The sequence below is a fragment of the Nitrospirota bacterium genome (genome assembly GCA_015233895.1).
Classification (GTDB): Bacteria; Nitrospirota; Thermodesulfovibrionia; order Thermodesulfovibrionales; family Magnetobacteriaceae; genus Magnetomonas.
The window spans coordinates 322017-346613 of the sequence record JADFXG010000001.1; the positions used below are offsets into that span (position 1 = coordinate 322017).

At 44.9% G+C, this 24597-nt stretch carries 23 protein-coding genes; 9 read left to right on the forward strand and 14 right to left on the reverse strand.

Features of this window, described 5'->3' with window-relative positions; all coding sequences use genetic code 11:
• Positions 1–46 precede the first annotated feature (46 nt).
• The 12 genes from HQK88_01405 to HQK88_01460 form a co-directional block, all read right to left on the reverse strand.
• Positions 47–826 (reverse strand): YkgJ family cysteine cluster protein, encoded by a 780-nt coding sequence (locus HQK88_01405; GenBank protein ID MBF0615453.1) that lies wholly within the window; start codon positions 824–826, stop codon positions 47–49.
• A gap of 204 nt (positions 827–1030) precedes the next feature.
• Complete coding sequence (gene qmoC / locus HQK88_01410; protein ID MBF0615454.1) at positions 1031–2200, reverse strand: quinone-interacting membrane-bound oxidoreductase complex subunit QmoC; 1170 nt, start codon at positions 2198–2200, stop codon at positions 1031–1033.
• Positions 2201–2226: 26 nt separating this feature from the next.
• Complete coding sequence (locus HQK88_01415) at positions 2227–4458, reverse strand: hydrogenase iron-sulfur subunit (protein MBF0615455.1); 2232 nt, start codon at positions 4456–4458, stop codon at positions 2227–2229.
• Positions 4459–4465: 7 nt separating this feature from the next.
• Positions 4466–5725, reverse strand: coding sequence for a CoB--CoM heterodisulfide reductase iron-sulfur subunit A family protein (locus HQK88_01420; GenBank protein ID MBF0615456.1), 1260 nt, complete (start codon positions 5723–5725; stop codon positions 4466–4468).
• A gap of 95 nt (positions 5726–5820) precedes the next feature.
• Entirely contained in the window at positions 5821–7794 is a 1974-nt protein-coding gene (locus HQK88_01425; GenBank protein ID MBF0615457.1) for an adenylyl-sulfate reductase subunit alpha, read from the reverse strand.
• Positions 7795–7857: 63 nt separating this feature from the next.
• A complete protein-coding gene (gene aprB, locus HQK88_01430; protein ID MBF0615458.1) occupies positions 7858–8280 on the reverse strand; it encodes an adenylyl-sulfate reductase subunit beta in 423 nt (140 codons plus the stop codon).
• Positions 8281–8419: 139 nt separating this feature from the next.
• Positions 8420–9631, reverse strand: a complete 1212-nt coding sequence (sat, locus tag HQK88_01435; protein MBF0615459.1) for a sulfate adenylyltransferase — start codon at positions 9629–9631, stop codon at positions 8420–8422.
• Positions 9632–9653: 22 nt separating this feature from the next.
• A complete protein-coding gene (locus HQK88_01440) occupies positions 9654–10295 on the reverse strand; it encodes an adenylate kinase (protein ID MBF0615460.1) in 642 nt (213 codons plus the stop codon).
• Positions 10296–10578: 283 nt separating this feature from the next.
• A complete protein-coding gene (locus tag HQK88_01445; protein ID MBF0615461.1) occupies positions 10579–11367 on the reverse strand; it encodes an ABC transporter permease in 789 nt (262 codons plus the stop codon).
• Between the two features lie 17 nt (positions 11368–11384).
• Positions 11385–11633 carry a DUF2283 domain-containing protein gene (locus HQK88_01450; protein MBF0615462.1) on the reverse strand — a complete coding sequence of 83 codons (249 nt, stop codon included), beginning with the start codon at positions 11631–11633 and terminating at the stop codon, positions 11385–11387.
• Complete coding sequence (locus HQK88_01455; protein MBF0615463.1) at positions 11618–11917, reverse strand: hypothetical protein; 300 nt, start codon at positions 11915–11917, stop codon at positions 11618–11620. Before HQK88_01455 ends, HQK88_01450 begins: the two co-directional genes overlap by 16 nt.
• A gap of 131 nt (positions 11918–12048) precedes the next feature.
• Complete coding sequence (locus HQK88_01460; GenBank protein MBF0615464.1) at positions 12049–12996, reverse strand: bifunctional riboflavin kinase/FAD synthetase; 948 nt, start codon at positions 12994–12996, stop codon at positions 12049–12051.
• An 82-nt stretch (positions 12997–13078) separates the two neighbouring features.
• On the opposite strand from HQK88_01460, the gene def reads away from it, so the two are divergent.
• The 9 genes from def (at position 13079) to HQK88_01505 (ending at position 23194) form a co-directional block, all read left to right on the forward strand.
• A complete protein-coding gene (gene def, locus HQK88_01465; protein ID MBF0615465.1) occupies positions 13079–13603 on the forward strand; it encodes a peptide deformylase in 525 nt (174 codons plus the stop codon).
• An 11-nt stretch (positions 13604–13614) separates the two neighbouring features.
• The gene (locus HQK88_01470) at positions 13615–14547 is read left to right on the forward strand and encodes a methionyl-tRNA formyltransferase (protein ID MBF0615466.1); all 933 of its coding nucleotides are present in this window, start codon (positions 13615–13617) and stop codon (positions 14545–14547) included.
• Positions 14537–15079 (forward strand): DUF116 domain-containing protein, encoded by a 543-nt coding sequence (locus HQK88_01475; protein ID MBF0615467.1) that lies wholly within the window; start codon positions 14537–14539, stop codon positions 15077–15079. Before HQK88_01470 ends, HQK88_01475 begins: the two co-directional genes overlap by 11 nt.
• A gap of 119 nt (positions 15080–15198) precedes the next feature.
• Entirely contained in the window at positions 15199–15678 is a 480-nt protein-coding gene (locus HQK88_01480; GenBank protein MBF0615468.1) for a DsrE/DsrF/DrsH-like family protein, read from the forward strand.
• A 373-nt stretch (positions 15679–16051) separates the two neighbouring features.
• Complete coding sequence (locus HQK88_01485; GenBank protein ID MBF0615469.1) at positions 16052–16816, forward strand: c-type cytochrome; 765 nt, start codon at positions 16052–16054, stop codon at positions 16814–16816.
• 79 nt (positions 16817–16895) lie between these two features.
• A complete protein-coding gene (locus HQK88_01490) occupies positions 16896–20390 on the forward strand; it encodes a molybdopterin-dependent oxidoreductase (GenBank protein ID MBF0615470.1) in 3495 nt (1164 codons plus the stop codon).
• Between the two features lie 24 nt (positions 20391–20414).
• On the forward strand, positions 20415–21551 hold the full coding sequence (locus HQK88_01495) for a dehydrogenase (protein MBF0615471.1): 1137 nt from the start codon (positions 20415–20417) through the stop codon (positions 21549–21551).
• A 45-nt stretch (positions 21552–21596) separates the two neighbouring features.
• The gene (locus HQK88_01500) at positions 21597–22505 is read left to right on the forward strand and encodes a hypothetical protein (GenBank protein ID MBF0615472.1); all 909 of its coding nucleotides are present in this window, start codon (positions 21597–21599) and stop codon (positions 22503–22505) included.
• Positions 22502–23194 carry a molecular chaperone TorD family protein gene (locus HQK88_01505; GenBank protein MBF0615473.1) on the forward strand — a complete coding sequence of 231 codons (693 nt, stop codon included), beginning with the start codon at positions 22502–22504 and terminating at the stop codon, positions 23192–23194. Before HQK88_01500 ends, HQK88_01505 begins: the two co-directional genes overlap by 4 nt.
• A 69-nt stretch (positions 23195–23263) precedes the next feature.
• On the opposite strand, the gene alr is transcribed toward HQK88_01505, so the two are convergent.
• Positions 23264–24385: an alanine racemase gene (gene alr / locus HQK88_01510; GenBank protein MBF0615474.1), complete on the reverse strand. Its 1122-nt coding sequence runs from the start codon at positions 24383–24385 to the stop codon at positions 23264–23266.
• On the reverse strand, positions 24385–24591 hold the full coding sequence (locus tag HQK88_01515) for a twin-arginine translocase TatA/TatE family subunit (protein MBF0615475.1): 207 nt from the start codon (positions 24589–24591) through the stop codon (positions 24385–24387). Before HQK88_01515 ends, alr begins: the two co-directional genes overlap by 1 nt.
• Between the last annotated feature and the right edge of the window lie 6 nt (positions 24592–24597).

Consider the following 24597-nt stretch of genomic DNA (forward strand, 5'->3'; position numbering starts at 1 on the left):
CAATTTGACGATTTAGGGAAAGGGCGTTGCCCTTTCCCTTATTACCTTAACCCTGCTTCAAATTCATGGTCGGCTCTTTAAACAGCGCAAATTTTAGCCATTTATTAGCAAACTTCAGAAGCTGCAGCTCATCGGTAGTTATTAGCTCTAGCTCATCCTCTTCAACATCAAAGCGTTTAAGGAAAGTGCTCTTTAGTAAAAACTCCCTGAACGCATCCATATCAAAACTCCCCAACATATAAATAGCCGTGGATTTATCATCGAGCTTGACGCTGCTTCCGTAGAGTTTTTTATTTAAAATCAGGTCAACCCAGTCCTTGTTGGCATCCTCGTATATATTAATCTCCTGATTAGTTCGCCATGTCTCTATATCCCAAAGCGCTGACTCATTGTGGCCTTTGCAAAAACTCTCCTGTATCTTAAAATAAAAATCATCTCCCTCAAACGGCCGGGTTGACTTCATAACCGCATACCCTATCGGATAGTACCTGCATGCAAGCGGTCTGTTAGTGTATATTGCACATCCGTCCTCCCTGTTAAAATAACAATTTTTATTTTCATCCATTCTCAGTTTTAAAAAAGGTATATTGCTCTTTTCAAGCGTGACCTGAATAGCGTACGTAGCCAGGAATTCCGACGATGTTATCCCGATTGCGTTTTTTATTCTAAGCACATCATAAGGCGTTAAAAATATCTCCAATCCGCCTTTGCAGCACTGATTAAAACACTCGATGTCTTTGTGGCACCTGAAACTAAACTTATCCTTATAGGTAAGCTCTATCTTTTCACCAGGAAAGCTCCGTAGTTTATTAAATACATCATCCATAGTTTTTCAAATCCTTTTAATCATGATAATACAATAACAACTCACCAACACGCTGCTCTCTGCAGAGTAGTTAACTCGCTGTTAAAAAACTGGATTCCTGCTTTCGCAGGAATGACAGAAAAAGGCACCCTCCTCTGTCATTCCCGCCTCCGAGCGGGAATCCAGTCCTTTCCTTTGTATCCTTAACTAATAACTTGTCTCTGCCTAATCCTTATTTGCCATCTTTGCATATACGATAGCCGTTGTCCTATAGACCATGTGAGCGAGCTTTGTAAAAGGTAAAAACGCAATCGTATAAAAAACAAACACTAAGTGTGCGAAATACATCGGGTACGCTATGTTTGCCACGTTTCCCCATCTGAGAAGCTCCGAAAGAATACCGGTAATAAAGAGCAACATTACAACTACGTTGAAACTACTGTCAAAGGCGGAGGTCTTTGTGACAAACCCTTTGTCTTTAGCCTTGTTGTTAAAAATCAACACAGCGCCTATAAACAAGGCCAGAGCACTAAGATTGCCAAACCCTTTAAAGGCCAGATAACAAAGAATTACCAGCTCCTTTGAGCCATTAAAAAGAGCTAAAATAGCAGGATCATCCACCCTGTATGGCGAATGCCAGCCAAGTACGTAAATGTAAAAGACAGCCCAGTTGGTAGTTATAAAAAGCCCCAGAAAACCAAAAAACACAAACCTGTGAGCCCACGTCCTGTCCTTATTTACACTGCACTTTTCAAACTTCTTGTGCAACAAAAACTCTTTCAGCGTCTCCACAATGCTCTTTACTAAGTTACCCTCAGCCATCAGCTTGTGTGGATTTGTGTTCAGGTTTTTCCAAAACCGGCTTATACTGATTACAAAAGAAATAAACACAAAGGTTGCTGAAGTTATAAAAATCGGGTCAACGTAGTGGATTGGGAAAAAATGGTCATACACTACAGGCCCATCCGGAATGTTTAAGTGTCCGGTTGCATTTAAAATCAACAGAAAAAGCACTATCGGTATAAGAAACGTTAAGATAAGGAGTTTAGGCTCTCCGATTATCTTTGCTAAAAACCCGGGAAATGCGTTTTCCGTGATAGCTTGTTTTCTTAGCACTGCAAGTACATCACCGGGTCTTGCCCCCCTTGGACAGTACTTGGTGCACTCGTTACAGTTATGGCATAACCAGATATTGGGATCTGCTGCCAAATCCGCCTTAAGGCCCCACTGTGCCATTGACATTTCCCTGCGGGGAAACGGATCACCCGGCGGCGTTAAACTACAAACCGCCGAACAAGTAGCACATTGGTAACACCTCTTTACCGTATCTGCACCTGAACTCTTTAAACTTTTAACAAAGTCCAGATCAGGCGTTACTACCGTACCATCACCCATATTTTACCTCCACACCACTTTTTTTATTAGAAACCTTTATATGGATTGGGGCCGAAGCCTTTTAACTGCTCCGAAAAGTCGTTCATTAATTTCGGTAACAGATCCCATTCATCTATCGAAAGCTGCACTTGCTGCACTCTCTCAGCCTCAAGCATCAATCTGCCCAGAGTTTCCTGCACCTTACCCAGCCTCTCACTTGCCACCTGCGAGCCCTTTATAAAGTGGCACTGGTAGTTATCACCATACTTACACCCTATAAGCATAACACCGTCCACTCCCTTTGAAAGCGCATCAGCTATCCACACTAGGTTGGTTCCGCCAAGGCATCTAAGAGGTATAAACCTGAAATTAGGATTTAACGATATCCTGTTTAACCCTGCCATATCCAATGCCGGATATGCATCGTTTTCACAGATAAAGGCTAATATAAACGGTTCGTCTCCCTCAGAGGGTACTTCAACCGCTTTTATCATTGAAGAGATTATATCCACACTGTAGTTTTTAAAGGAAATAATTCTCTGAGGACATGCGCCCATACAAGTACCACAACGGCGGCAGCGATAAGGATGCTCTTTCGGAGTTCCCTTTTCGTCCTCATCCAGCACTCCGAACGGACACTCAACCGTACAACGGCGGCACTGAGTACAGCTTTCAAGCCTGAACTCAGGAAATGTCATATCCCCTGCCCGTGGGTGCACTGCCTTGCCCTGAGCAGTAAGCTCAATACACTGAATGGCCTTAAGAGCCGCCCCTGTGGCATCTGTGCTTGACTGTTGTGCGTCCATGGGATGCCTTACCGCCCCTGCCGCATATATTCCGGTTCGCCGTGTTTCATAAGGAAAACATATAAAATGTGAATCAGGGAAACCGTACTTAAGATGAGGCAGTTCGGGGCCTTGTCTGTATTTTAAATTCAAAACTATAGGTATAGGCACAAGCTCTGAACTGGAGCCGTCCTGGGTTTGTTTCGTTACAAGATCTCCAATGTACTCCTCTGTAACTGCGTTTACGGCCCTGCCCTCAGGAAGCATGCTGGATACCATGCCAGTAGCAAGCACAACAAGGTCAACCTTTATCTGCATATCACGGCTTAGCAATTGATTATACACGTCCACCATTATGCTGCCGTCAGGAGCCTCTGTAAGCCCCTTCACCTCGCCCTTGGCAAGGAATATTCCCTCGTCATCCTGTGCTGCCTTATAAAAACCCTCATACAGACCCATCGTGCGCATATCTTTGTAGATTATGTAAGCACTTGATTTAGGATTAGACTCCCGCACGTACTTAGCCTGTTTAAGTGAAACGTTACAACACACGGTAGAACAGTATGGAATGTTGTTTTCGTCTCTTTGGCCGGCACACTGGACAAACAGAACGCTGTTTGCCGTTTTACCGTCCGATGGGCGTGTTATCTTGCCCTTTGAGGCTATGGTTTCCATCTCAACGTTTGTTACAACATTTTTATAGCGGCCATAACCATACATGGTAAGTTGTGTGGCATCATAGGGTTTCCAGCCGATAGCAAGCACAACCGCACCAACGCTGAACTTCTCCTCCTGACCGCTTTTATCTACAAATATCTCAAACATTCCGGGCTCACCCTCTATAGAGGTAACTTTTGTGCCCAGCATTATTTTTATTTTGGGATCAGTTTCTGCCGCTTTAATTTTTGCTCCGATTGTCTGTTCCGGCAACTTATCAAATGGTTCTTTTACAGGAAAACCTTTGAAGGATTTTTTAGCAAAACCACCAAGTTCAGCAGTTTCCTCAACAATAACTGCCTCATATCCGGCCTTTGCCGCCTCTATTGCAGCAGTCAAACCTGTAACGCCGCCGCCAATAATCAACAGAGACTTGTGAACCTCTGTGGTTTTTGGAACCGGCGGTTCTGCCTTTGAGGCCTTTACCATTCCCATGCTGAGATTATCGACAGCCAAAAGCTGCGTTCCCGGAGCTCCGGCAGGCTGTGTCCACGCCACATGCTCTCTTATGTTCACTCTTTCCGTATAGTAAAGAAGCGGATCAAAGTCAAAAGCATCAGTGTTGACCCTCGGTGAGCAGGCAGCTATTACGATTTTATTTATCCCATCATTGTTAATATCATCTTTTATAACTTGCACGCCGTCATCACTGCAAAAAAAGGAATGAGTCTTACAAGATGCTGCAGACCTTGCAGTCTTCTGAAGTTCCTCAACATTTATTGACTCACCTATACCACATCCGGTGCATATATATACGCCCATTTTACTATCAGCCATGTCTGTGTTACCTCCTCACCGTGGACTGTATGCCCCTCAGGGCCGATGCCGTTGAGTCCTGAACGGAATTAGTCACGTCGTTAGGCCTCTTTGCCACGCCGGATGAATATATGCCTGCTTTTTGTAGGTCAGCATCTATAAAACCGTTGTCATCGAGCTTTAAACCGTGATTACCGGCACTCTTTATGGCCGGCTCCATTCCGGTTGCAAGGACCACCATGTCAACCTTTTTAGTTATCTTAGCAGAACCCTCTATATCCTCAAGGGTAAGTATCGGGTCTCCGCTTTCCGGGTCCTCTTCTATTTTCGCAACCTTTCCCTTTATCATATGCACGTTTTCATCTGCCTGAATTTTCTTTAAAAAGTCCTCATACTTACCGGGTGTTCTCAAATCTATGTAATAAATAAACACATTGGAATCCGGATATTGCTCCCTTAAGTACGTTGCCTGTTTAAGTGAGGCCATACAGCATATAGCCGAACAGTGGGCAAGATGGTTGATGTCTCTTGAACCTGCACACTGTACAAAGGCCACCGTTTTGGGCTCTTTCTTATCACTGGGTCTGACAATTTTCCCCTTTGTTGGGCCATTAGGTGAGGCCATACGCTCCATCATCATGTTTGTTACCGCGTTTTTAACTTTCCCGAACCCCAGATTATCCATTTTCTTTGCGTCATACGGATTCCAACCCGTAGCATAGACCACCGACTGCGTCTTTATCTCTACCGTCTCAGGTTTCATATCAAAATCTATAGCATCGTACTTACAAACAGCGGCGCACTTTGCACAGGAGGCTTTAGTGCAAAGAGTATCATCTATCACATACCTCATAGGAAAAGCCATATCATGGGGAAGATAAACGGCCTTTGTTTTATCCAATCCGAAATTAAATAAATTTGTGCGCTCTACCGGGCACACCTCAACGCACTTATTGCATGCGGTACACTTTGAATTAACTAACCGGGGATTAATCTTAACTTTTACGGTAAAATTCCCTTCGGAGCCACTTACGCTCTCTACCTCCGACATAGTGTAGTAACTAATTTTTGAATTCTGTTTGATACGTCTGAAATTTATCTCCATCCCGCAGTACGGCGGGCAGAGTTTTGGGAAGTACTTATTTAATTGGGCAACACGACCGCCAAGATATGGACTTTTCTCTATAATCACCGAGGTTATACCTGCCTCAGCAGCCTCTATAGCTGTAGTCATACCGCTTATACCGCCGCCTATTACCACCATTTGTGCCGTTTTTTCCTCTGGCATGATAAAAACTCCTCCACTTTTTATTCAACAAGCATAAATACGGTAAGGGTTCCCCGCATTCGCGGGGAACCCTGATACCACAATGCGTTTATCTATCAGTCTGGGAATAACTGTACGTAGTCTCTCTTTGACAACTCCCACTGGTTGGTCTGAAGGTTGTACTTGGATATTGTGAAGCACTTCCAATTCTGATCGTCCACGAGGTTGAAGTCTCCTCTGTAGTAGTAGCCAGGGTAACGGGAATCTTCTCTGAACAGAATGTGTCTGGCATGTGACTCACCAGTCCATATTCTGTGATAGTTCTCCCAGCATCTCATAAGCTCGTGAAGGTCAGAGGCTGCCATTCTTGTAGCATCCTCCTTAAGCAAAACCAACTGCCTTAAACCCTCGGTAAGCATTGTTTTGCTGGTCATATACCATACGGAAACACCGGCTACATACTCGTCCATAATCTTCTGCAGTCTTGCCTGAAGCATCTTCGGTCTGATGTAGTGGGGGTTTACGTTAGGATCTGTGCTGTAGTTTTTGTATTTTTCATATATTTCAAACGGCAGATAGAGCTCGGCTGCCAGCTCCTCATTGCTCTTTGATACTGCTGGCTTGTAGCTGGCGTTATCGAGACAGAAGGCTACCATAGCCTTAGCTGCGGTTCTGCCCTCGGCGTGTGAGCCTGAGGAGAATTTGTGGCCTGATGCACCAACACCGTCGCCTGCTGTAAAGAGGCCCTTTACGGTGGTCATTCTGTCATAACCCCAACTCCACTCTTTAGGAGCGCCGAGGTCAGTCGGACCACTTACCCAAAGCCCTGCACAACCTGCGTGTGAGCCAAGGAGATACGGTTCGGTAGGCATAATCTCGGATGGCGACTTATCCGGCTCAACATTGTTAGCCGCCCACATACCGGCCTGTCCGATACACATATCGAGAAAGTCCTCCCATGCCTCAGCCTCAAGATGCTTGATCTGTTTGGCATCCATGGTCTTTCCAAGCTCTGCCATAGCATTGTGGGTGTTCATCCAAATAGGACCTTTGCCGGCTTTCATATCAATCATCATCATGTGATTTCTGATAGCAGTGCCGAGTTTGTGAGGGTCTGAACAGTATTTACCATAGAGCTTGTTGGTTGACTCAAAGTTGGTTACACAGTAGTCCTCGCCAAGAGCGTTGGTGGCTTTTGCTTTAAAGAAAAGGAACCATGCGCCAACAGGGCCGTAACCATCTTTAAATCTTGCAGGAACGAATCTGTTTTCCATAAGAACGAGCTCTGCTCCAACCTGTGCTGCTAATGCGTAGGTGGTGCCTGCGTTCCATACTGGATACCATGCTCTACCCTGGCCCTCTGCCACTGAACGCGGTCTGAATACGTTAACCGCTCCGCCGGCTGCCAAAAGCATGCTCTTTGCTTTAAATATATATGCTTTGTTCTCTCTGACGCTGAAACCAACTGCTGCCGCAACACGGTTAGGCTCTTTAGCATCCAGAAGGAGCTTTACGATAAACACTCTCTCATAGTGGTTCTGGGCCTGGCCTGTGCCTGCTCTGTTAAACTCAAGGGCTTTCTTTGCAGCTTCTGCCACTATTACTTTGTATGACTCACCATTAATCATTATCTGCCACTTACCGCTTCTAACCGGCTTGCCGCCCTCGGTAAGTTTCTTAGCTGGCTGTGCTCCGTCCAGTGTGTGGCCGTCGTCGGCTCTTTTCCAAACAGGGAGACCCCATTCTTCAAAAAGATGCACTGAATCATCTACGTGCCTGCCTACATCATATACTAAGTCCTCCCTTATGATTCCCATAAGGTCGCCTTTCACGTATTTAACATAATCCTTAGGATCATTTTCACCCATGTAGGTGTTGATAGCAGAGAGACCCATGGCAACTGCGCCGCTTCTGTCTGTGGCAGCCTTATCAACCATGGTTAATTTAAGACCCTTTGGGGTAGCCCAGCGAGCAGCCTCAAAAGCCGCACCGCAGCAAGCCATACCACCACCGATTAAAAGCAAGTCGGTCTCGACTTCAATCATCTCAGGCTTCTGGCAATAAGAAAAATTACATGTTTCTAATTCCATTATTTTCCTCCAGTTATTAGACTATTTTCTTTAATTTTATCAATCACTGTTTCTTAATAAAAGTTACGGTTTTCTTACTTCCGTAAGATTAAAGAATCCGGGCTTTTTAAGGTTGTCGTAATTAGGCTCCGGTTTGCCCTTGTATGGATCCACTGAACCCTCAGCGGTTGTACGAATCGGGAATTTGAAGCGTTTAAGTGCGCCGCTTCTGAACTTGACAGTCCACATAATGGAATCAGATCCTCTCATTGGAATTACGTTTCCACCAAGGGGATTGAAGTCAGCGTAGCCTCTGACCTCGATAGCCTGCTGCGGGCAAATCTTCACGCAGCTATAGCACTCCCAGCACTGCTCCGGCTCCTGATTGAAAGCTTTCATTCTGTCGCGGTCCAGCTTCATAAGGTCATTGGGGCAGATGTACATACATGCGGTTCTCTCCAGCCCTTTGCAGCCGTCACACTTCTCAGTCATAACAAAACTCGGCATATGTTACCTCCTTTTTACTTTTTGGCTTAAAAAGCCATCGCTAATTGTTTTTTAAAAGGGTGCTCATCTTTTTTAACCGGGCAACCCTGTTCTATATATAAACAATAAGGGGGTATTTTAATACCCCCTTATTGTTTACTTAGCCTGTTGAGTGTTTGTGCATTTTTATTTCGACTTTTTCAGTCAAACCGGCATAGTATTTCCTAAGAACCTCAAGTACCTCCGGGCGGCTAAAGTGGTCTGGCACCTCGGAATTCTCTGAAAGCATCTTCCTTAAGGCTGTACCGCTAAGCATCAGTCTGTCCTCTTTACCGTGCGGACAGGTCTTCATAGAGGCCATACCGTCACATCTCTTGCAGTAGAACGTCCAGTCTATGTTCATTGGCTTTGTTTCAAGAGCGTCTGTAGGTATCTCTTTGAAAATGGTCTGAGCATCAAACGGGCCGTAGTAGTCGCCAACACCAGCGTGGTCTCTGCCTACGATAAGGTCGCTGCAGCCATAGTTCTGTCTGAAGAGGGCATGGAGCAGTGCCTCTCTGGGGCCTGCGTATCTCATATCAAGCGGATACCCAGCCTGTACACAGGTGTTTTTCACAAGGTAGTGCTCTATGAGCAGGTTGATGCAGTCTTTTCTTACGGTTGCGGGTATGTCACCGGGTTTGAGTTTACCCAATAGCTGGTGAATCAAAAGACCGTCGCAGATTTCAATAGCGATTTTTGCAAGGAATTCATGGGAACGGTGCATAGGGTTTCTGGTCTGAAATGCTGCTACACGGCTCCAGCCCTTGTCTTCAAATATCTTTCTGGTCTCAGCCGGCGTCAGGTATATGCCTGCGTACTCGGTTGGGAATGTGCCCTGGCTAAGGACTTTCACAGGGCCTGCCAGATTAACATCACCCTGCTGCATAACCATCGCAACACCGGGATGAGCCTGGTCATTGGTTCTATAGACTTTCTTGCACTCATGATCTTTATCTATTGTATATTTTTCCTTTATAACCATGGTGCCCATAATCTCGCCGGTTTCATCATCAACGAGGGCAACCTCCTGGCCATTTTTCAAACTGTCAGCTTGATCTTTAGAAGTGGAAAGCGTGACAGGGATTGGCCAAAACACGCCGTCTTTCATTAAATAGTTGTCGCATACGCCTTTCCAGTCGTCATGGCCCATGAAGCCGTCAAGTGGTGTGAAGCCGCCTATTCCTAACATTATGAGGTCTCCTACCTCTCTTGAAGCCATCTTAACCTTTGTCAGGCTCTGAGCCTTTTTCAATTCCTCACTGAGCGCTGCCCCTTCTAAAAGCAACGGCTTCAGTTTCTTTTCCTTACCATGTGGCCTTACTAGTGCCATTTCTTTAATACCTCCTGTTTTATTATGATAACATCGTTGTTATTTTATTAAATATTTCTTTCATATCCCCTACTCCGTCCACTCTCTTAAGTATGCCTTTGCTGCCGTAGTAATCTATGAGGGGCTCTGTCTGAGCCTTATACACGTCGAGCCTCTTTTTAATGGTGTCTTCTTTATCGTCATCTCTTTGGTAGAGGTCAGCGCCACACTTGTCGCATTTTCCTTCTGTCTTTGGAGCGCTAAAATATATATTGTACATCTGGTTGCAGCCCTTACAAGTGCGTCTGCCAGTTAATCTTTTCATAAGGACTTCAAAGTCCACATCTACGCTTAATGCTCTTGTTAGGGGCATTCCCATTGACTCTAAGACGCCGTCAAGGGTGGCGGCCTGTGCGGTGTTGCGAGGAAAACCATCCAGTATAAACCCTGCCTTGCAATCGCTCTGTAAAAGTCTGTCCTTTACCATGCCAATTACTACACTGTCGGCTACCAACTCGCCTCTGTCCATGAAGCCTTTCGCTTCTTTACCTAATGCCGTACCGTCTGCTACGTGTTTTCTCAAAATATCCCCTGTTGATATCTGAGGAATCCCGAATTTTTCTATCAACATCTTAGCCTGAGTTCCTTTTCCGGCGCCCGGTGCTCCCAATAATACTAATCTCATATTTCCTCCATTTTCCTTAAATACATTCCATCGTTTTCTGAACTAACAGTACTACACCTCATTTAAAGTTATACCACTTAACACATCCGGCAGTATCCTATACAAACAAAACCCCCGTTGTCAAGACAGCGTATCACTCCTTATCTCAAACTCTAAAAATATAACCAAATGGATTTTACAAATATATTCATTCTGTGTCAAGTGAAATTTATTAGTAAACATATTTTTTTTGAAAAATTTTTTTTAAAGTAACTGAATAAGGAAAATGGCTTTAGCATCTTCATTAATCAATGAGTCTTCTTTTTAAACGATTTATTCCAAGAAAGCCAAAAAGCGATGTAAAAACAATTATATACAGCAAGTCATAGGCAATAACCGGTTCGATTTTTAAAAGGCAGAATGCTCTGGACAGCCTTACGGAATGGGTCAGGGGCAAAATTTCAACCACAGGCTGCATCCACCCCGGCAACTGAGAGACTGGAAAGACAGCGCCGCAAAAGAAAAACATTGGCGACAAAAGTCCTGTCATATAAAAATTAAAATATGCAATAGTCTTTACAAAGGAGGTAATAAATAAAGAAAGAGCGGCAAACATAAGACCCGTCAAAAAGCCAATGACAGGAGCCATCAACCCTGCCGGAAACTTTATTATTCCAAATAGAATAACAACCACGAGCACGGCAAACGAAAAGAAAAATCCCTTGGTTGCCGCCCACAACATCTCTCCTATGAGAAGGTTTTCCACACTAAGTGGTGCTGCCAGCATCCCCTCATAGACCTTATTGAATTCCATCCGGATAAATGTCCCGAAAGAGCATTCAAATGCAGCAGTCATCATAGAGGTTGTCACAACGAGGGCAGATGCCAGAAATTCCAAATATCTTACACCTCCTATGTCAGGCATATACCGGCCAAGGCCAAGCCCCACGCCAGACAAAAATATCAAAGGCTCCACAAATGGCGGAAAACCGTTACTAAAGAGGTTTTTCGTATAAACCCTGACGTGGCGGCACCACACGGCAAAGACCCGTGTGCAGGCTCCCGGCATAATGTTGTTGTGAAGCATTGGCATTTTATTGAAAACTTTTGTCAATTTCTTCTTGTGCTTGCATTTAAAACAGTTATGCCAACCACATTATCGCCGTCTTTTCTAATTAAAATGTCCTCGCTTGTCTCAATAGTTTCTGTAGCACGTTGAGGCTTACGAAAGCTGACATATAGCACGTCAGCCTCATCATCGTAGTCAAATTGAATGTGATTACATTGAAACTTCAATAAGCCTGAAACCAGAGCCAAACAATTTCGGACTAAGCTGTCTTGTGTTATTTTTGTGTCCATAACAATTCACCTTTAGGCGTATTATTTAAAAAATATGCCGTTATAATAAAACCATCACTGGTTTGCATTTCCCTGTAAATGACTACCAACCACTTCCTGTTACCAACATTCCTCACTGCTTTTAACGTTCCTTTGTTTCCTCTCAACACGTATTCAGGTTTTTCTATTGTTTCTAACACATCATAGAAAGAACCTGCCAAATCATCATGGTTTTCTGTTATATGACACCATCTTTCAAACGTCAACCGTATAGGAACATCGTTTACAGAGTATGCTATATGCATCTTTAATATTAAAAAAATTCCTCTGAAGTATTGTAACATTTTTTGTAAGGTATGAAAAGTGGACATTTTTTAAGGTTTTAAGGGAAAGGGCAACGCACTTTCTCTTACTACTTTTCATTACTTAAATTCCCTTACACTGACTGGTTAAGTGTAACCTTTTTTAATATTTCAGAAGCTCTTTTGAAATCCGTCATTATTTGCTCTCTTAGGGCATCAGGGCTTGGGAACACCCTTTCATCTCTCAGCCGTTCGATAAAATGCACCCGCACGGTTTTACCAACGGCGTTGCCCTCATAACCAAATGCGTGCACCTCATAGCTTGTCGGATTCTCTCCAAAGGTGGGGTTACTCCCGATGTTTGCAGCCCCGTCATATAGATGGCCATCAATTTGAACCTTTACGGCATAGACTCCGCACCGCGGCACTAATTCATCCGGCAACGAGAGGTTTGCCGTTGGTATATGAAGAATGCTCTTGCCACGTCCTGTGCCGGTTATTATTTCCGATTGTATGAAATAGGGCCGTCCAAGGTAGCAATTGGCATGTGCCATGTCACCCTTTATCAAATGATGCCGGATTACACTGCTGCTTATTACTACGCTGTCTCTTTTAACATTTCTAACCACCTGAAATGTAAATCCATACTTCTTGCCCCGTCTGCGGAGTGATTCCGTTGTACCCTTTTTCCCTTTGCCAAATCTGTAGTTGTGCCCGACTATCACGTGGCTTGCATTAAGTTTACCGACAAGAACGTTTTCTACAAAAAAATCCGGCTCTGTCGAGGAAAACCTCTTATTGAACTCTATACACAAAAGCACGTCCATCCCTGCCTTTTCTATAAGCTCTGCTTTTATATCAAAAGGCGTCAGTATCTTTATCCCCTTCTGTGGATTTACAATCTTAAGCGGATGAGGCTCAAAGGTGATCACGATAGATGTGCCGTTTGACTTCTGTGCAGACTCTCGTACCCGCTCAAGTATTCGCCTGTGCCCGGTGTGTACTCCGTCAAAGTTACCAAGAGTTACTACAGGAACCGGATATTTTTCTATCAGATTATCCAGCCCTCTTATTACCTCCAACGTTGTCTCCTTATAAAATTATTATTGACCACATAAACTATTCATTATACAATTTCCTAAAAAAATAGTGTTATAATTATGTATGTCATCTTTAAAAATAAAAACATATCCTGCAGCCGTGCTTATGGGAAAAGCCACAGCCGTGGAAAACATAGACGGCAAGGTTGTGAAACTTATTGAGGATATGAAAGAAACCATGTTTGAGTGCGAGGGGCAAGGACTAGCGGCGCCTCAGGTTGGACATTCCACTAAAATCATCATCGCTGACCCATCACTTAAGGAGCCTGACAAGTATAAGCTGACTGTGATAATTAATCCGGAGATTGTCTATTCAGAAGGGATAATGGAATCAACAGAGGGTTGCCTCAGTCTTCCAAAGTCAACTTTCACAGTAAACAGAGCTATGCGGGTTTTTGTAAAAGGGGCTGACATTGACGGTAACACTCTTGAGATAGAGGCCACAGGGAATTTTGCACGCATCCTTCAGCACGAAATTGATCATTTGCACGGCATACTGCTGCTTAACAGGATCAGTGAGAGCGAAAAAGCTGCTTATGATAAGAAAAATTTGAAAAATGCAAAAAAGCGAATTTTTCTGAAATCTTAGGAAACCTGCAAATGAATATAGCTTTTTGGGGGACACCGTGGTTTTCTGTTCCGGCTCTTGAAGCATTAACCGGCAGCGGACACAACGTCTCACTTGTTGTAACCCAGCCTGATAAGGGCAGACGGACTAAATTGATAATACCTCCGGTTAAACAGGCGGCTCTGGCCTCCGGCATTGAAGTGATACAGCCTGAGACCATTAAATCTGAGGCTCTCATTGACACATTGGCAGCGCTTAACCATGACCTCAACGTTGTGATAGCTTACGGCAAGATTTTACCGGCTGAGATTTTAAATATGCCAAAGTTTAAATCCTTAAATGTTCACGCCTCAGTGCTTCCCAACTACCGCGGGGCAGCGCCAATCCAATGGGCAATCATAAACGGTGACACTGAAACCGGCGTAAGCACCATGCTTATGGATGAGGGGATTGATACCGGGCCAGTTTATTACACAGAAAGGGAAATTATCAAAGAGGATGACACGTATGAATCTTTGAGTCTGAGACTTGCTAAACGAGGGGCAGAGTTATTAATTAAAACTCTTACAGATATAGAGGCCGGAACTGCCACAGCAACCCCCCAGAATGGTACATCCACCTATGCGCGAATTCTGAGAAAAGAGGATGGTCTTATTAACTGGAATAAATCAGCCGCTCACATTGTCAACACAATAAGGGGGCTTTACCCGTGGCCGGGAGCCTATACGTTTTTTAACAGACAGAGGGTAAAGATTCTCAGGGCAAAGGCAGTGATAACTGAAGGGAGTTGGGCAACAGCCTCCGAGGTGATACATCAAAATACCAGAGACGGACTTGTTGTAGCCTGTGGAGAGGGTACCTTGTCAATATTGGAGCTACAGCCTGAGGGTAAAAAAGCCATGTCCTGCGCAGACTTTATAGCCGGCAGAGTAAAAACACCTGAAAACGTTCTTTATGTGGGTTAAATTTAAAATATTTTGGGTTAAATTTTTGCGTGCCTTTACACTAAAGGTGCTCTATCCGTTTCTTATGCTAATAGGGGCGTTCCTAAAAAGCAAAAAAGAATCGTTTCAGGATTTCATTATAAACATTAATAATAACCTTGTGATGAAACTTGGCATTAAGACCTCAAAACTCCTGATTATGTTACCTCACTGTATTCAGATTGATAAGTGTGACATTCGGATTACCAATGACATAAATAACTGCAAGAGGTGCGGCAGGTGTAACGTCAAAGACTTAATAGCCGTGGCAGAGAACTGTAACCTCAAACTCTATGTGGCAACAGGCGGCTCTCTAGCAAGAAAACTGGTTAAAGACATCCGTCCGGATGCCATAGTGGCTGTTGCCTGTCAACGGGACTTAAGCAGCGGGATAGCTGATTCACACCCGCTGCCTGTCATTGGAGTACAAAACGAAAGGCCGTTTGGCCCATGCTATAACACAAAAGTCAGCGTTGAAAAAGTGCAGGAAGCGATAAAGACATTTCTACAATGAAAAAATTTTTAATAATCTCTGCCCTCCATGTTGACATCACAACAAATAAAATGCTATAAATTGAGGAACGGGTGTGTAACAGACCAATAAAAAATAAATTTTAGGAGGTAACTTTAAGTATGGCGGCACAAAAAAAGAGAATGGCAATAATAGCAAGCAAAGGGACTTTGGATATGGCCTATCCTCCGTTAATTCTTGCTTCTACCGCAGCGGCAATGGACGTTGATGTGCAAATATTTTTTACTCTTTACGGTGTGGATATAATAAATAAGAAGAAGTACCGTAATCTTCAGGTGGCGCCGATAGGCAACCCTGCTATGCCCTCCCCTATTCCTATGCCAAACATAATTGGAATGCTGCCCGGTATGACGCCCATGGCAACCATGATGATGAAAAGCATGATTAAGAAGATCAACTGGCCTAGTATTCCTGAGCTTGTTGACGCTTGCCGTGAGGTTGATGTCAGAATGATAGCCTGTACGCCTACAATTGAGATGACCGGCATATCTAAGGATGACCTTGTAGATGGTGTTGTACTTGCCGGTGCTGCAGAGTTCCTTAACTTTGCTCTTGACGCTAACATCAGCTTGTTTATCTAAGTTGAACGATATTGGTTTAGATATTAGTTAAGTTAGTCTAAAACATATAGTATAAGGCAGCTAATTAAAGCGGAGCAATTCCGCTTTATTAGTTTATATGCCTTGGCTACAGTGGATGGTGCAGAGGTATATTTTTATTGTAACACCTATTTGCAAGACTTTCACGCTGCCGTACCAGCATTGCCAGAGCCTGTCGTTTCCTTTCAAATTAAACTGCCAAAGTCAGGATAATCGTATCCTGAAAAAAAGTGCCAAAAAAAAATACTACTGTAACTAAAGTCGCATAAATCTCAGTATTATGTTGTGTTACCATCGTAAATTAGCACAGGATAACGTTTGTAAGACGTACAAGTTTTTTTTGAAAGGAGGAGACATGCAGAGTTCTGTAATCAAAACAGCGTGGTATCTTATCATCCTAAGTGTGTTGTTTTGGCCACAATTATCTAAGACATCATACGGGGCTGAGGTGGATACCGGCAAAAAAGTTTTTGAAAGCCGCTGTGCCATTTGTCATGGTTTTAAGGGGGATGGTAATGGTGTCATTGGAATTGTGGAAAAAGGAGTTGTTGGGGATAAGTTGTGGTCGGTCTATCCACGTGACTTAACTGTTGGCGTGTTTAAGTTTAGATCAACACCCTCTGGCTGCCTTCCCACTCAGGCCGATCTTGAGCACATAGTCTCACAAGGAATTACAAGAGCGGCAATGCCATCCCATAAGGATGTTTCTAAGGCAGACGTTGACGCGGTCATCGAGTATGTGAAGACATTATCAACTCGATGGAAAGAGGAGGCACCTTGTAAACCTTTTACAGCAGCAAAACCCGCATGGGTTGGTTCTGCCGAATCTGCTAAAAAAGGGCAGGAAGTGTTTGAGAAGATGAAGTGCTGGGAGTGTCATGGTAAAGAGGGTAAAGGAGACGGCCCCAAGTCACAAGACATCAAAGACGACTCAGGGAAACCAATCTTGCCGTTTAATTTTACCACAGGGGAGCTTAAGCGCGGCTCAACGCCGGAGAATGTCTATATGACTTTCACAACCGGACTGGATGGCACCGGAATGCCCTCTTATGAGGATTCCTTAAACGAGGAACAGCGTTGGAATCTGGTATCTTATACGCTAAAACTTATGAAAAAATAACAGACAAACGCTTGTATATAACCGGGGTATTGAATCTCTGAATAAAGCAAGCGTTGTTTTGCAGGAGGATTAGAAATATATGGCCAATTTATCACGAAGAAATTTTTTAAAAACAACCGGCGGCGGATTACTGCTGACACTGGCAGGGGGCACTGAGGCCTTAGCCATGCATGCCCTTGAGCCTGCCGTTAATGTGGCTAATCCGCTTAGCCATTACCCTGCGCGCGATTGGGAAAAACTCTACAGGGATATTTATAAGGCAGATTCAAGTTACATTTTCATGTGCACACCCAACTGCACGCATAACTGCTACCTCAGGGCTTACGTGAAAAACGGCGTTGTAGTCCGTGTCGGGCCGTCTCAGAACTACCACAAGGCAACCGATGTGTATGGAACGAAAGCCTCCCAGCGATGGGATCCAAGACACTGTAACAAGGGGATTTCGTTAGTGAGGCGTTTTTACGGAGACCGACGGGTAAAAACCCCTATGATACGTAAGGGATTTCTTGAGTGGGTGGAAAAAGGTTTCCCGCGTGATCAAAACGGAATACCGCCAAAGGAAATGTTTCGCCGCGGCGAGGATACCTATGTTGCGGTACCATGGGACAAAGCGTTTGAGGTAGCGGCAAAAACTTTCCATGAACTGGCAAAAACTTATTCAGGTGATAAGGGAGCAGAGCTTCTTAAGCAGCAAGACTACGACGAGGCTATGATTAAGCGTACAGAAGGGGCTGGCACCAGAACCATGAAGTTCAGGGGCGGTATGCCGGTTCTTGGCTCTATGAAACTCTTTGGCCAGTACAGGTTTGCCAATTCAATGGCTCTACTGGACAAGCAGGTCAGAAACGTAAGTGAAGACAAGGCCGTTGGCGGCGTTGGACTGGATAACTACACGTGGCACACCGACTTGCCCCCAGGACACCCCATGGTGTGCGGCCAGCAGACTATTGACTTTGATTTGGTAAATGTTGAGTACTGTGACGTCGTAGCCTGCTGGGGTATAAACTGGATTTCCACAAAGATGCCTGATGGCCACTGGCTTACAGAGGCTCGCATGAAGGGCAAAAAGGTCATTGTTATAACTACTGAGTACAGCTCCACCTGCAGCAAAGCCGACGAGATTGTAATTATAAGACCAGGCACCGACCCTGCTCTGTCCCTTGGCATAGCTCATGTGTTAATTAAAGAAAACCTCTATGACAAGAAATTTGTCAAAACACATACAGACCTTCCTATGCTTGTACGGATGGACACCGGCAACATGTGTAAGGCAGCCGATGTAATTAAAGATTACAAGCAGAAGGAACTTACACTGAAAAAGATAGTTAAAGATAAGGGAGACTTGCCAAAACCTGCACAAACAAACGTGGGGATGCCTGGTGTCACAGAGGAAATGCGCAACTCATGGGGCGATTTCGTCATGTGGGACACAAAAAGCGGAAAACCTGTTGCCGTAAGCAGTGACGACGTAGGCGAGCATTTCCATAAATTGGGCATTGACCCTGCCTTAGAGGGCGAATTTACCGTCACAATAGACGGCAAGGATGTAAAAGTACGCCCCGTGTTTGATGTTATTAAACAACACCTGTTTGATACATGGACGCCTGAAAACACCTCAAAAGTAACGTGGGCGCCTGTTTCTGCCATACACAGCCTTGCCAGACAATTTGCCAAAAACCCTGAGAAAGTCCTTTTTACAGTTGGCATGGGACCAAACCAGATGTTTAATGCAGATCAGAAGGACAGGGGAATATTTTTAGTAGCGGCTCTGACAAGAAACGTTGGGTTTGTCGGCGGAAATGTAGGCAGTTATGCCGGTAACTACCGTGCAGCATACTTTAACGGAATGCCACAGTACATGGCGGAAAATCCCTTTGATATAACGTTGGATCCTTCAAAGCCGGCAAAGATGAAACCATTGTTTGCATTGCAGTCGGCTCATTACTATTCGCACGGCGATCAACCGTTGAAAGTGCATGGCCACTACTTCAATGGAAAAACCCACATGCCGTTTCCAACTAAATCATTATGGTTTACAGCCTCAAACTCATTACTGGGTAACGCCAAGGGCCATTACGAATTGGTGATGAACCTGCTACGCCATCCGGCATATCGCGCTAAGGGAATGCACAAGCGTATGCTCGATGCGGTGTTTGTAAACGAGTGGTGGTGGAACGGCTCCTGCGAGTATTCAGATATCGTGTTTGCAGCAGACAGCTGGGCCGAGTACAATGTCCACGACATGACTCAGTCCTGCACCAATCCCTTTATGCAGGTCATGCCGCTTACAGAAATCAAACGCATTCACAATACAAAGAGTGATACGGAAATCTATCAGGGTGTCGCCCATGCGATGGGAAAAATCACTAATGATAAGCGCTTCGATGATTACTGGGCACTTATCAGCGCTCCGCACAAGGCTAAACCATATATACAGCGCGTGCTGAGCCACTCTAACATGTTTAAGGGCTACGATATAGAGGATCTGCTGGTGAAAGCTAAAGACGGAATCCCTGCCATGATGATGGGCAGAACCTATCCAAAATTTATTGGCTACGAGCAAAGTAATGAATCGAAACCCTGGTACACCAAAAGCGGACGCCTTGAGTTTTATCGCGATGAGCAGGAGTTTAAAGACTATGGCGAGAGCATACCTCTTCACCGTGAACCCATTGATGCCACATTTTATGAGCCTAATGTTATTGTAGCCTCACCGCATCCTCTGATAAAACCAAAAACACCGGAGGCTTACGGCTGGCCAAGCAGTGACCTTAGCCGTGAAACGCGGCAGGCACGAAACGTGGTTTACACAGTGGATCAACTGTTAAAGACAGAGCATCCGCTTATAAAGGATAAGTACAATTTCATATGGCTAACGCCAAAATATCGCCACAGTGTCCACACCATGTTTGCCGACCTGGATTATCTGTCTGTGTGGTGGGGGCCATTTGGCGACATATACCGCAAGGATAAGCGTAAACCGTGGGTAGGCGAGGGATACATTGACATGCACCCGGAGGACGCTAAAGCCTACGGAATTGAGGACGGCGATTATGTGTGGGTTGATGCCGACCCTGAGGACATGCCGTTTAAGGGCTGGCAGGAGCGTCCAAATGAGTACAAAGTGTCTCGCTGTATGCTTAGGGCAAGGTATTATCCCGGCACTCCGCGCGGAGTCACAAGAACGTGGTTTAATATGTATATGGCCTCATTTGGCTCTGTAAAGGGACATGAGAGCAGAAAGGATGGACTTGCTAAGAGTCCTGCCACAGGTTACCAGTCCATGTATCGTTACGGCGGACACCAAAGCGGCACACGCTCGTGGCTTAGACCTACGCTTCTTACCGATACCCTGGTTCGTAAAGAACTAATGGGGCAGGCAACCGGACAGGGTTTTTGCCCGGATGTACATTGCGCAAACGGCGCTCCTCGTGAGTCTTTTGTCAAGTTTTCCAAAGCTGAGGACGGTGGCGAAAGTGGCAAGGGTAAGTGGAGACCTGTGACTTTAGGCGGACGCCCTACGCATGAAAGCGACACCTTTAAAAAATATCTGAGTGGACAGTATGTCAGCTAACACCAGCAAAGGAGGAAATATATAATGGAAGACGTCTTTAACTGGCAAATAAACCGGAACATGAAGTATCCATATTCAGCAGCAATGCCGGAAAAACAATTTGCCGCAGTTTTTGACATAAATAAGTGCATAGGATGCCAGACATGCTCCATCACCTGTAAGACAACCTGGACGGCAGGACGCGGACAAGAGTATATGTTTTGGAATAATGTTGAATCTAAACCTTACGGCGGATACCCACTGTACTGGGATTCTAAACTGTTAGAGAAAATTGGCGGCGGTAAGTGGAACAACAACACTTATGCCGGTAAGACAATTTTTGAAAAGGCTGCCGAGGAAAACAAAAGCGTTGAGGGGTTTTTACCTGCCCTTGAAGACTGGTCCTACCCTAACATGGGTGAGGATGAAATCTATGGCGGCAGTGTAACACAGGGGATGCACATAGAGTCGCTTCCGCATCCGATCTGGTTTTTCTATCTGCCCAGAATCTGTAACCACTGCAGTTATCCAGCCTGTGTTGCCGCCTGTCCGCGCAAATCGGTCTATAAACGGCCAGAAGACGGCATAGTGCTGATAGACCAGTCCCGCTGTCAGGGCTACAGACAGTGTGTAGCGGGCTGCCCATACAAAAAACCGATGTACAATGCCACTACCAACAGGAGTGAGAAGTGTGTGGCCTGTTATCCAAAGACAGAGGCTGGCCTTCACACCCAGTGTATGGAACACTGCATAGGGAAAGTCAGAATTCAGGGCTGGATAAGCCCACCTGATAAGGCTGACCCAAATAACCCGATAGACTACCTTGTGCATGTTAAAAAAATTGCGCACCCTCTGTATCCACAGTTTGGCACTCAGCCTAACATCTACTACATACCTCCTATTCATGTTCCTTCACCGTATCTGACACAGATGTTTGGAACGGGCGTGGATGCCGCAATTAAAGCCTATAAGGCAGCGCCCTCAGATACCACTCTGAAGGGGCTATTGGTTTTATTTGGCAGTTGTGCCGAGCTTATGACTAAATTTGAAGTTAAAAACGACATCGCTATCGGTTACAACAGCAAAGGGGACATTGTTGCACAAGCACCGATACAAGAGCCCCATGTTATTAGGGATCATTACGACAAGGCCCGTGACGTATATCGTCTGGATGTAACTTAAAATGTCCCCGGCAATCAGGGAATATCTCATGAGGAGGATATAGCAATGAAGAAAGCTGTTTTGCTTTTGTTTACACTCACGCTTATGCTTACAGCAATGTGCAACACATCTTTTGCTGGAATCATAATGCCAGATGATGGCATCAGGGTGAGTTACACAAAGGGTAACATTTCACTGGATAATGCTGAGCTTTGGAAATCAGCCAAAGCTTCACACATTAAACTTATAGCGCTTGAGACTACAACAGCGCTAAGGCAAGGCACAATTGCTGTTGATGACATGAAAGCGCTAAACAGTAACGTAAGATATGTGTTTAATCTGTCGAAACCAGCGCCAGTGGTGACAGTTAAGGCGGTGCATAACGGTAAAAAAGTCGCCTTCCAGTTGACCTGGGACGATGCGACTCAGGACACAGAAAATGCAATTGATTCTTTCAGAGACTCGGTAGCGATGTTGTTTCCAGTTAAGCAGGCAGAAGAGTTTTACCCGTCTCCACTAATGGGAGCGAAGGGGGAGCCTGTTAACGTATGGCAGTGGAGAGCCGACTGGCAGGCGGAAAAAGACGGCAAGCGCAATCTGGACGCTCGTCAGCCACACACTGACGGCATTTACGTTTCATACTCTGACGCGATTTTAAAGTCAGAGTTTCCCCAAAGGCCATCTAAGGATGCCGCTATGGTTCAGTACATAGCCGAGGGCTACGGCACTCTGACAAAAATGAAAAATCAAACTCCGGTTGCACATGGCTCATACAAAAACGGGAAATGGACGGTAGTGTTTGTCAGGGACCTAAAAAGTGACGACGAAGGGGATGCTGAATTTGTTACGGGCAAGAGAACCTATGTCAACTTTGCAGCATGGAATGGCAGCGGAGGTGATGTAAACGGCATGAAATCCCTGTCAATCGTCTGGACACCTCTTGTGTTTGATGCTGCGTCACAGGCAAAGAAATGATGACTAATTTAGCTATAGAAGCTGTAGAATATGAACAGGCGACCGCTGTCGTAAGAAGCCGTATTTATGGTTTACTGGCAGCAGGGTTTCGCCAGATGACAGAGGAGCATTTTCAGGAGCTGTCTCATCATTACGTACACTCGTGGAAAGATGTTGTGGGGTTTTTAGCAGCGGGCGAGGGGCATTTCCTGCCCCTCGTTGATTCCATCTCAGAGGCTTTAAAAACCAGCACTTTCGACACCCTGTATGAGGAGTATAATAGTCTGTTTTTGTCGTTTGGGCGGACTTTTGTAACGCCGTATGAGATGGAATGTATGAGGGACACACCTCAGCACTCCCTCACTTCACAAGCGGAGCTTGCCGATGTGGCAGGCTTTTACAATGCCTTTGGCCTTAACACGGCAACTGACGTGCCCGAGCGGGTTGATCACATATCAACCGAGCTTGAGTTTATGCACGTGATGGCGCTAAAGGAGGCCACTGCACTTGAGAATGCCAACACTGAACACATAGAAATAGTACAGCATGGGCAACAGAAATTTATGTCCGACCACCTCGGCCGCTGGGCTAAAAGATTTACCGAAGCGGTTATAGCCATCGGTGATACAGGCAGTTTTTACCATGTGCTAGCAAAAATGCTCAGTATTTGGGTTGATATTGACAACTCATTACTCTTCGATGAAAAATAGTAATTTGTTTGCTACGTTTAGTGGATTTTGTAGGGGCGGCCGGCCAGTCGCCCTTACTCAGTCAGAGTGTTATTGGTAAAGATATTTCTTATTCTTGTTTTTGCCCAGGGATATAACAATCTCATACGGAATAGTGCCGGAAAGTGCAGCAAGTTCACAGGCTGTGATTTTACACTGCCCGTCAGAGCCAATTAGTGTGACCTCGGCAGTTTCGTTAAAATCTGAAATATCTGTTAAATCCACCATGGTTAAATCCATACAAACCCTGCCAACTATCGGAGCATACTTGCCGTTTACGATAACCCTGCCAATGTTTGACAACATCCGCGGGTAACCGTCAGCGTATCCAACAGAAAGCACCCCGATAAGACTATCCCGTTTTGTAATAAATGTGCGGCCATAGCTTATGGATTTCCCGTTAGATACCTTTCTGATATCTACAAAGCGGCTTTTAACTGTCATCACAGGCTTTAAAAATTCGTCACAATTTATATCGGACTGGCAGGCCATGGGGTTACTGCCATAGAGCATAAGCCCTGGGCGCACCGCATCAAGATGAGAAGCAGCAAAAGTAAGCACTGCTGCACTGTTTGCAAAATGCCATATAGCGCTTGTGTAGTACTGGGAAACTACTTTGCGTATTTCAAGAAATCTGTCCAGTTGATGTTGTGCAAAATCTCTGTTGTTCAGATCAGCCTCTGAAAAATGGCTCATAAACCCGGTAACCTCTATACCCTTAAAAGCGGTAAGGTTTATCAGTTTGTCAACACACTCATCGTAAGCAAAGCCAAGCCTGCCCATACCGGTATCAATATCAACATGAATTTTGATTCTTATATTTTTACTTAAAGCATAATCACTGAGAATACGGCAGTCAGTTTCGTTTCTGGCTATAGGGGTAAGGGCATATCGGACAATTTCTTCAGGTTCAGGGTTGTCAAAAAGAACAAGCACGGGCTTTTTTACACCAGCCTCCCTTAACTCAACAGCCTCAGACAAAAAGGCAACTCCAAAGGAATGAACGCCTGCGGCCTCAAGCGCTAAGGACACCGCCACCGCACCATGGCCATAAGCATCAGCCTTAACGACAGCTATTACAGGGCGTCCCCCACATCGTTTATCTAAAACTGCATAATTATGCCGCAGTGCAGATAAGTCTATTTCAACAACCGGTCCTCTCACAGCAAACACTAAGCAGGCTTCTCAGTTTTCTCCTTCGGCGCCTCTGCTTCTTTCTTAGGTGTGACATCAATCTCGTCGTGATCGGACATACTCTTTTTCAGGTTTTTAATAAATGATCCCATCCCTTTGCCAAGCTCAGGGAGCTTTGAGGAACCAAACAGCACCACTACTATTATTAAGATCAACATTAATTCAGGTGTTCCCAGTCCAAACATATTGTA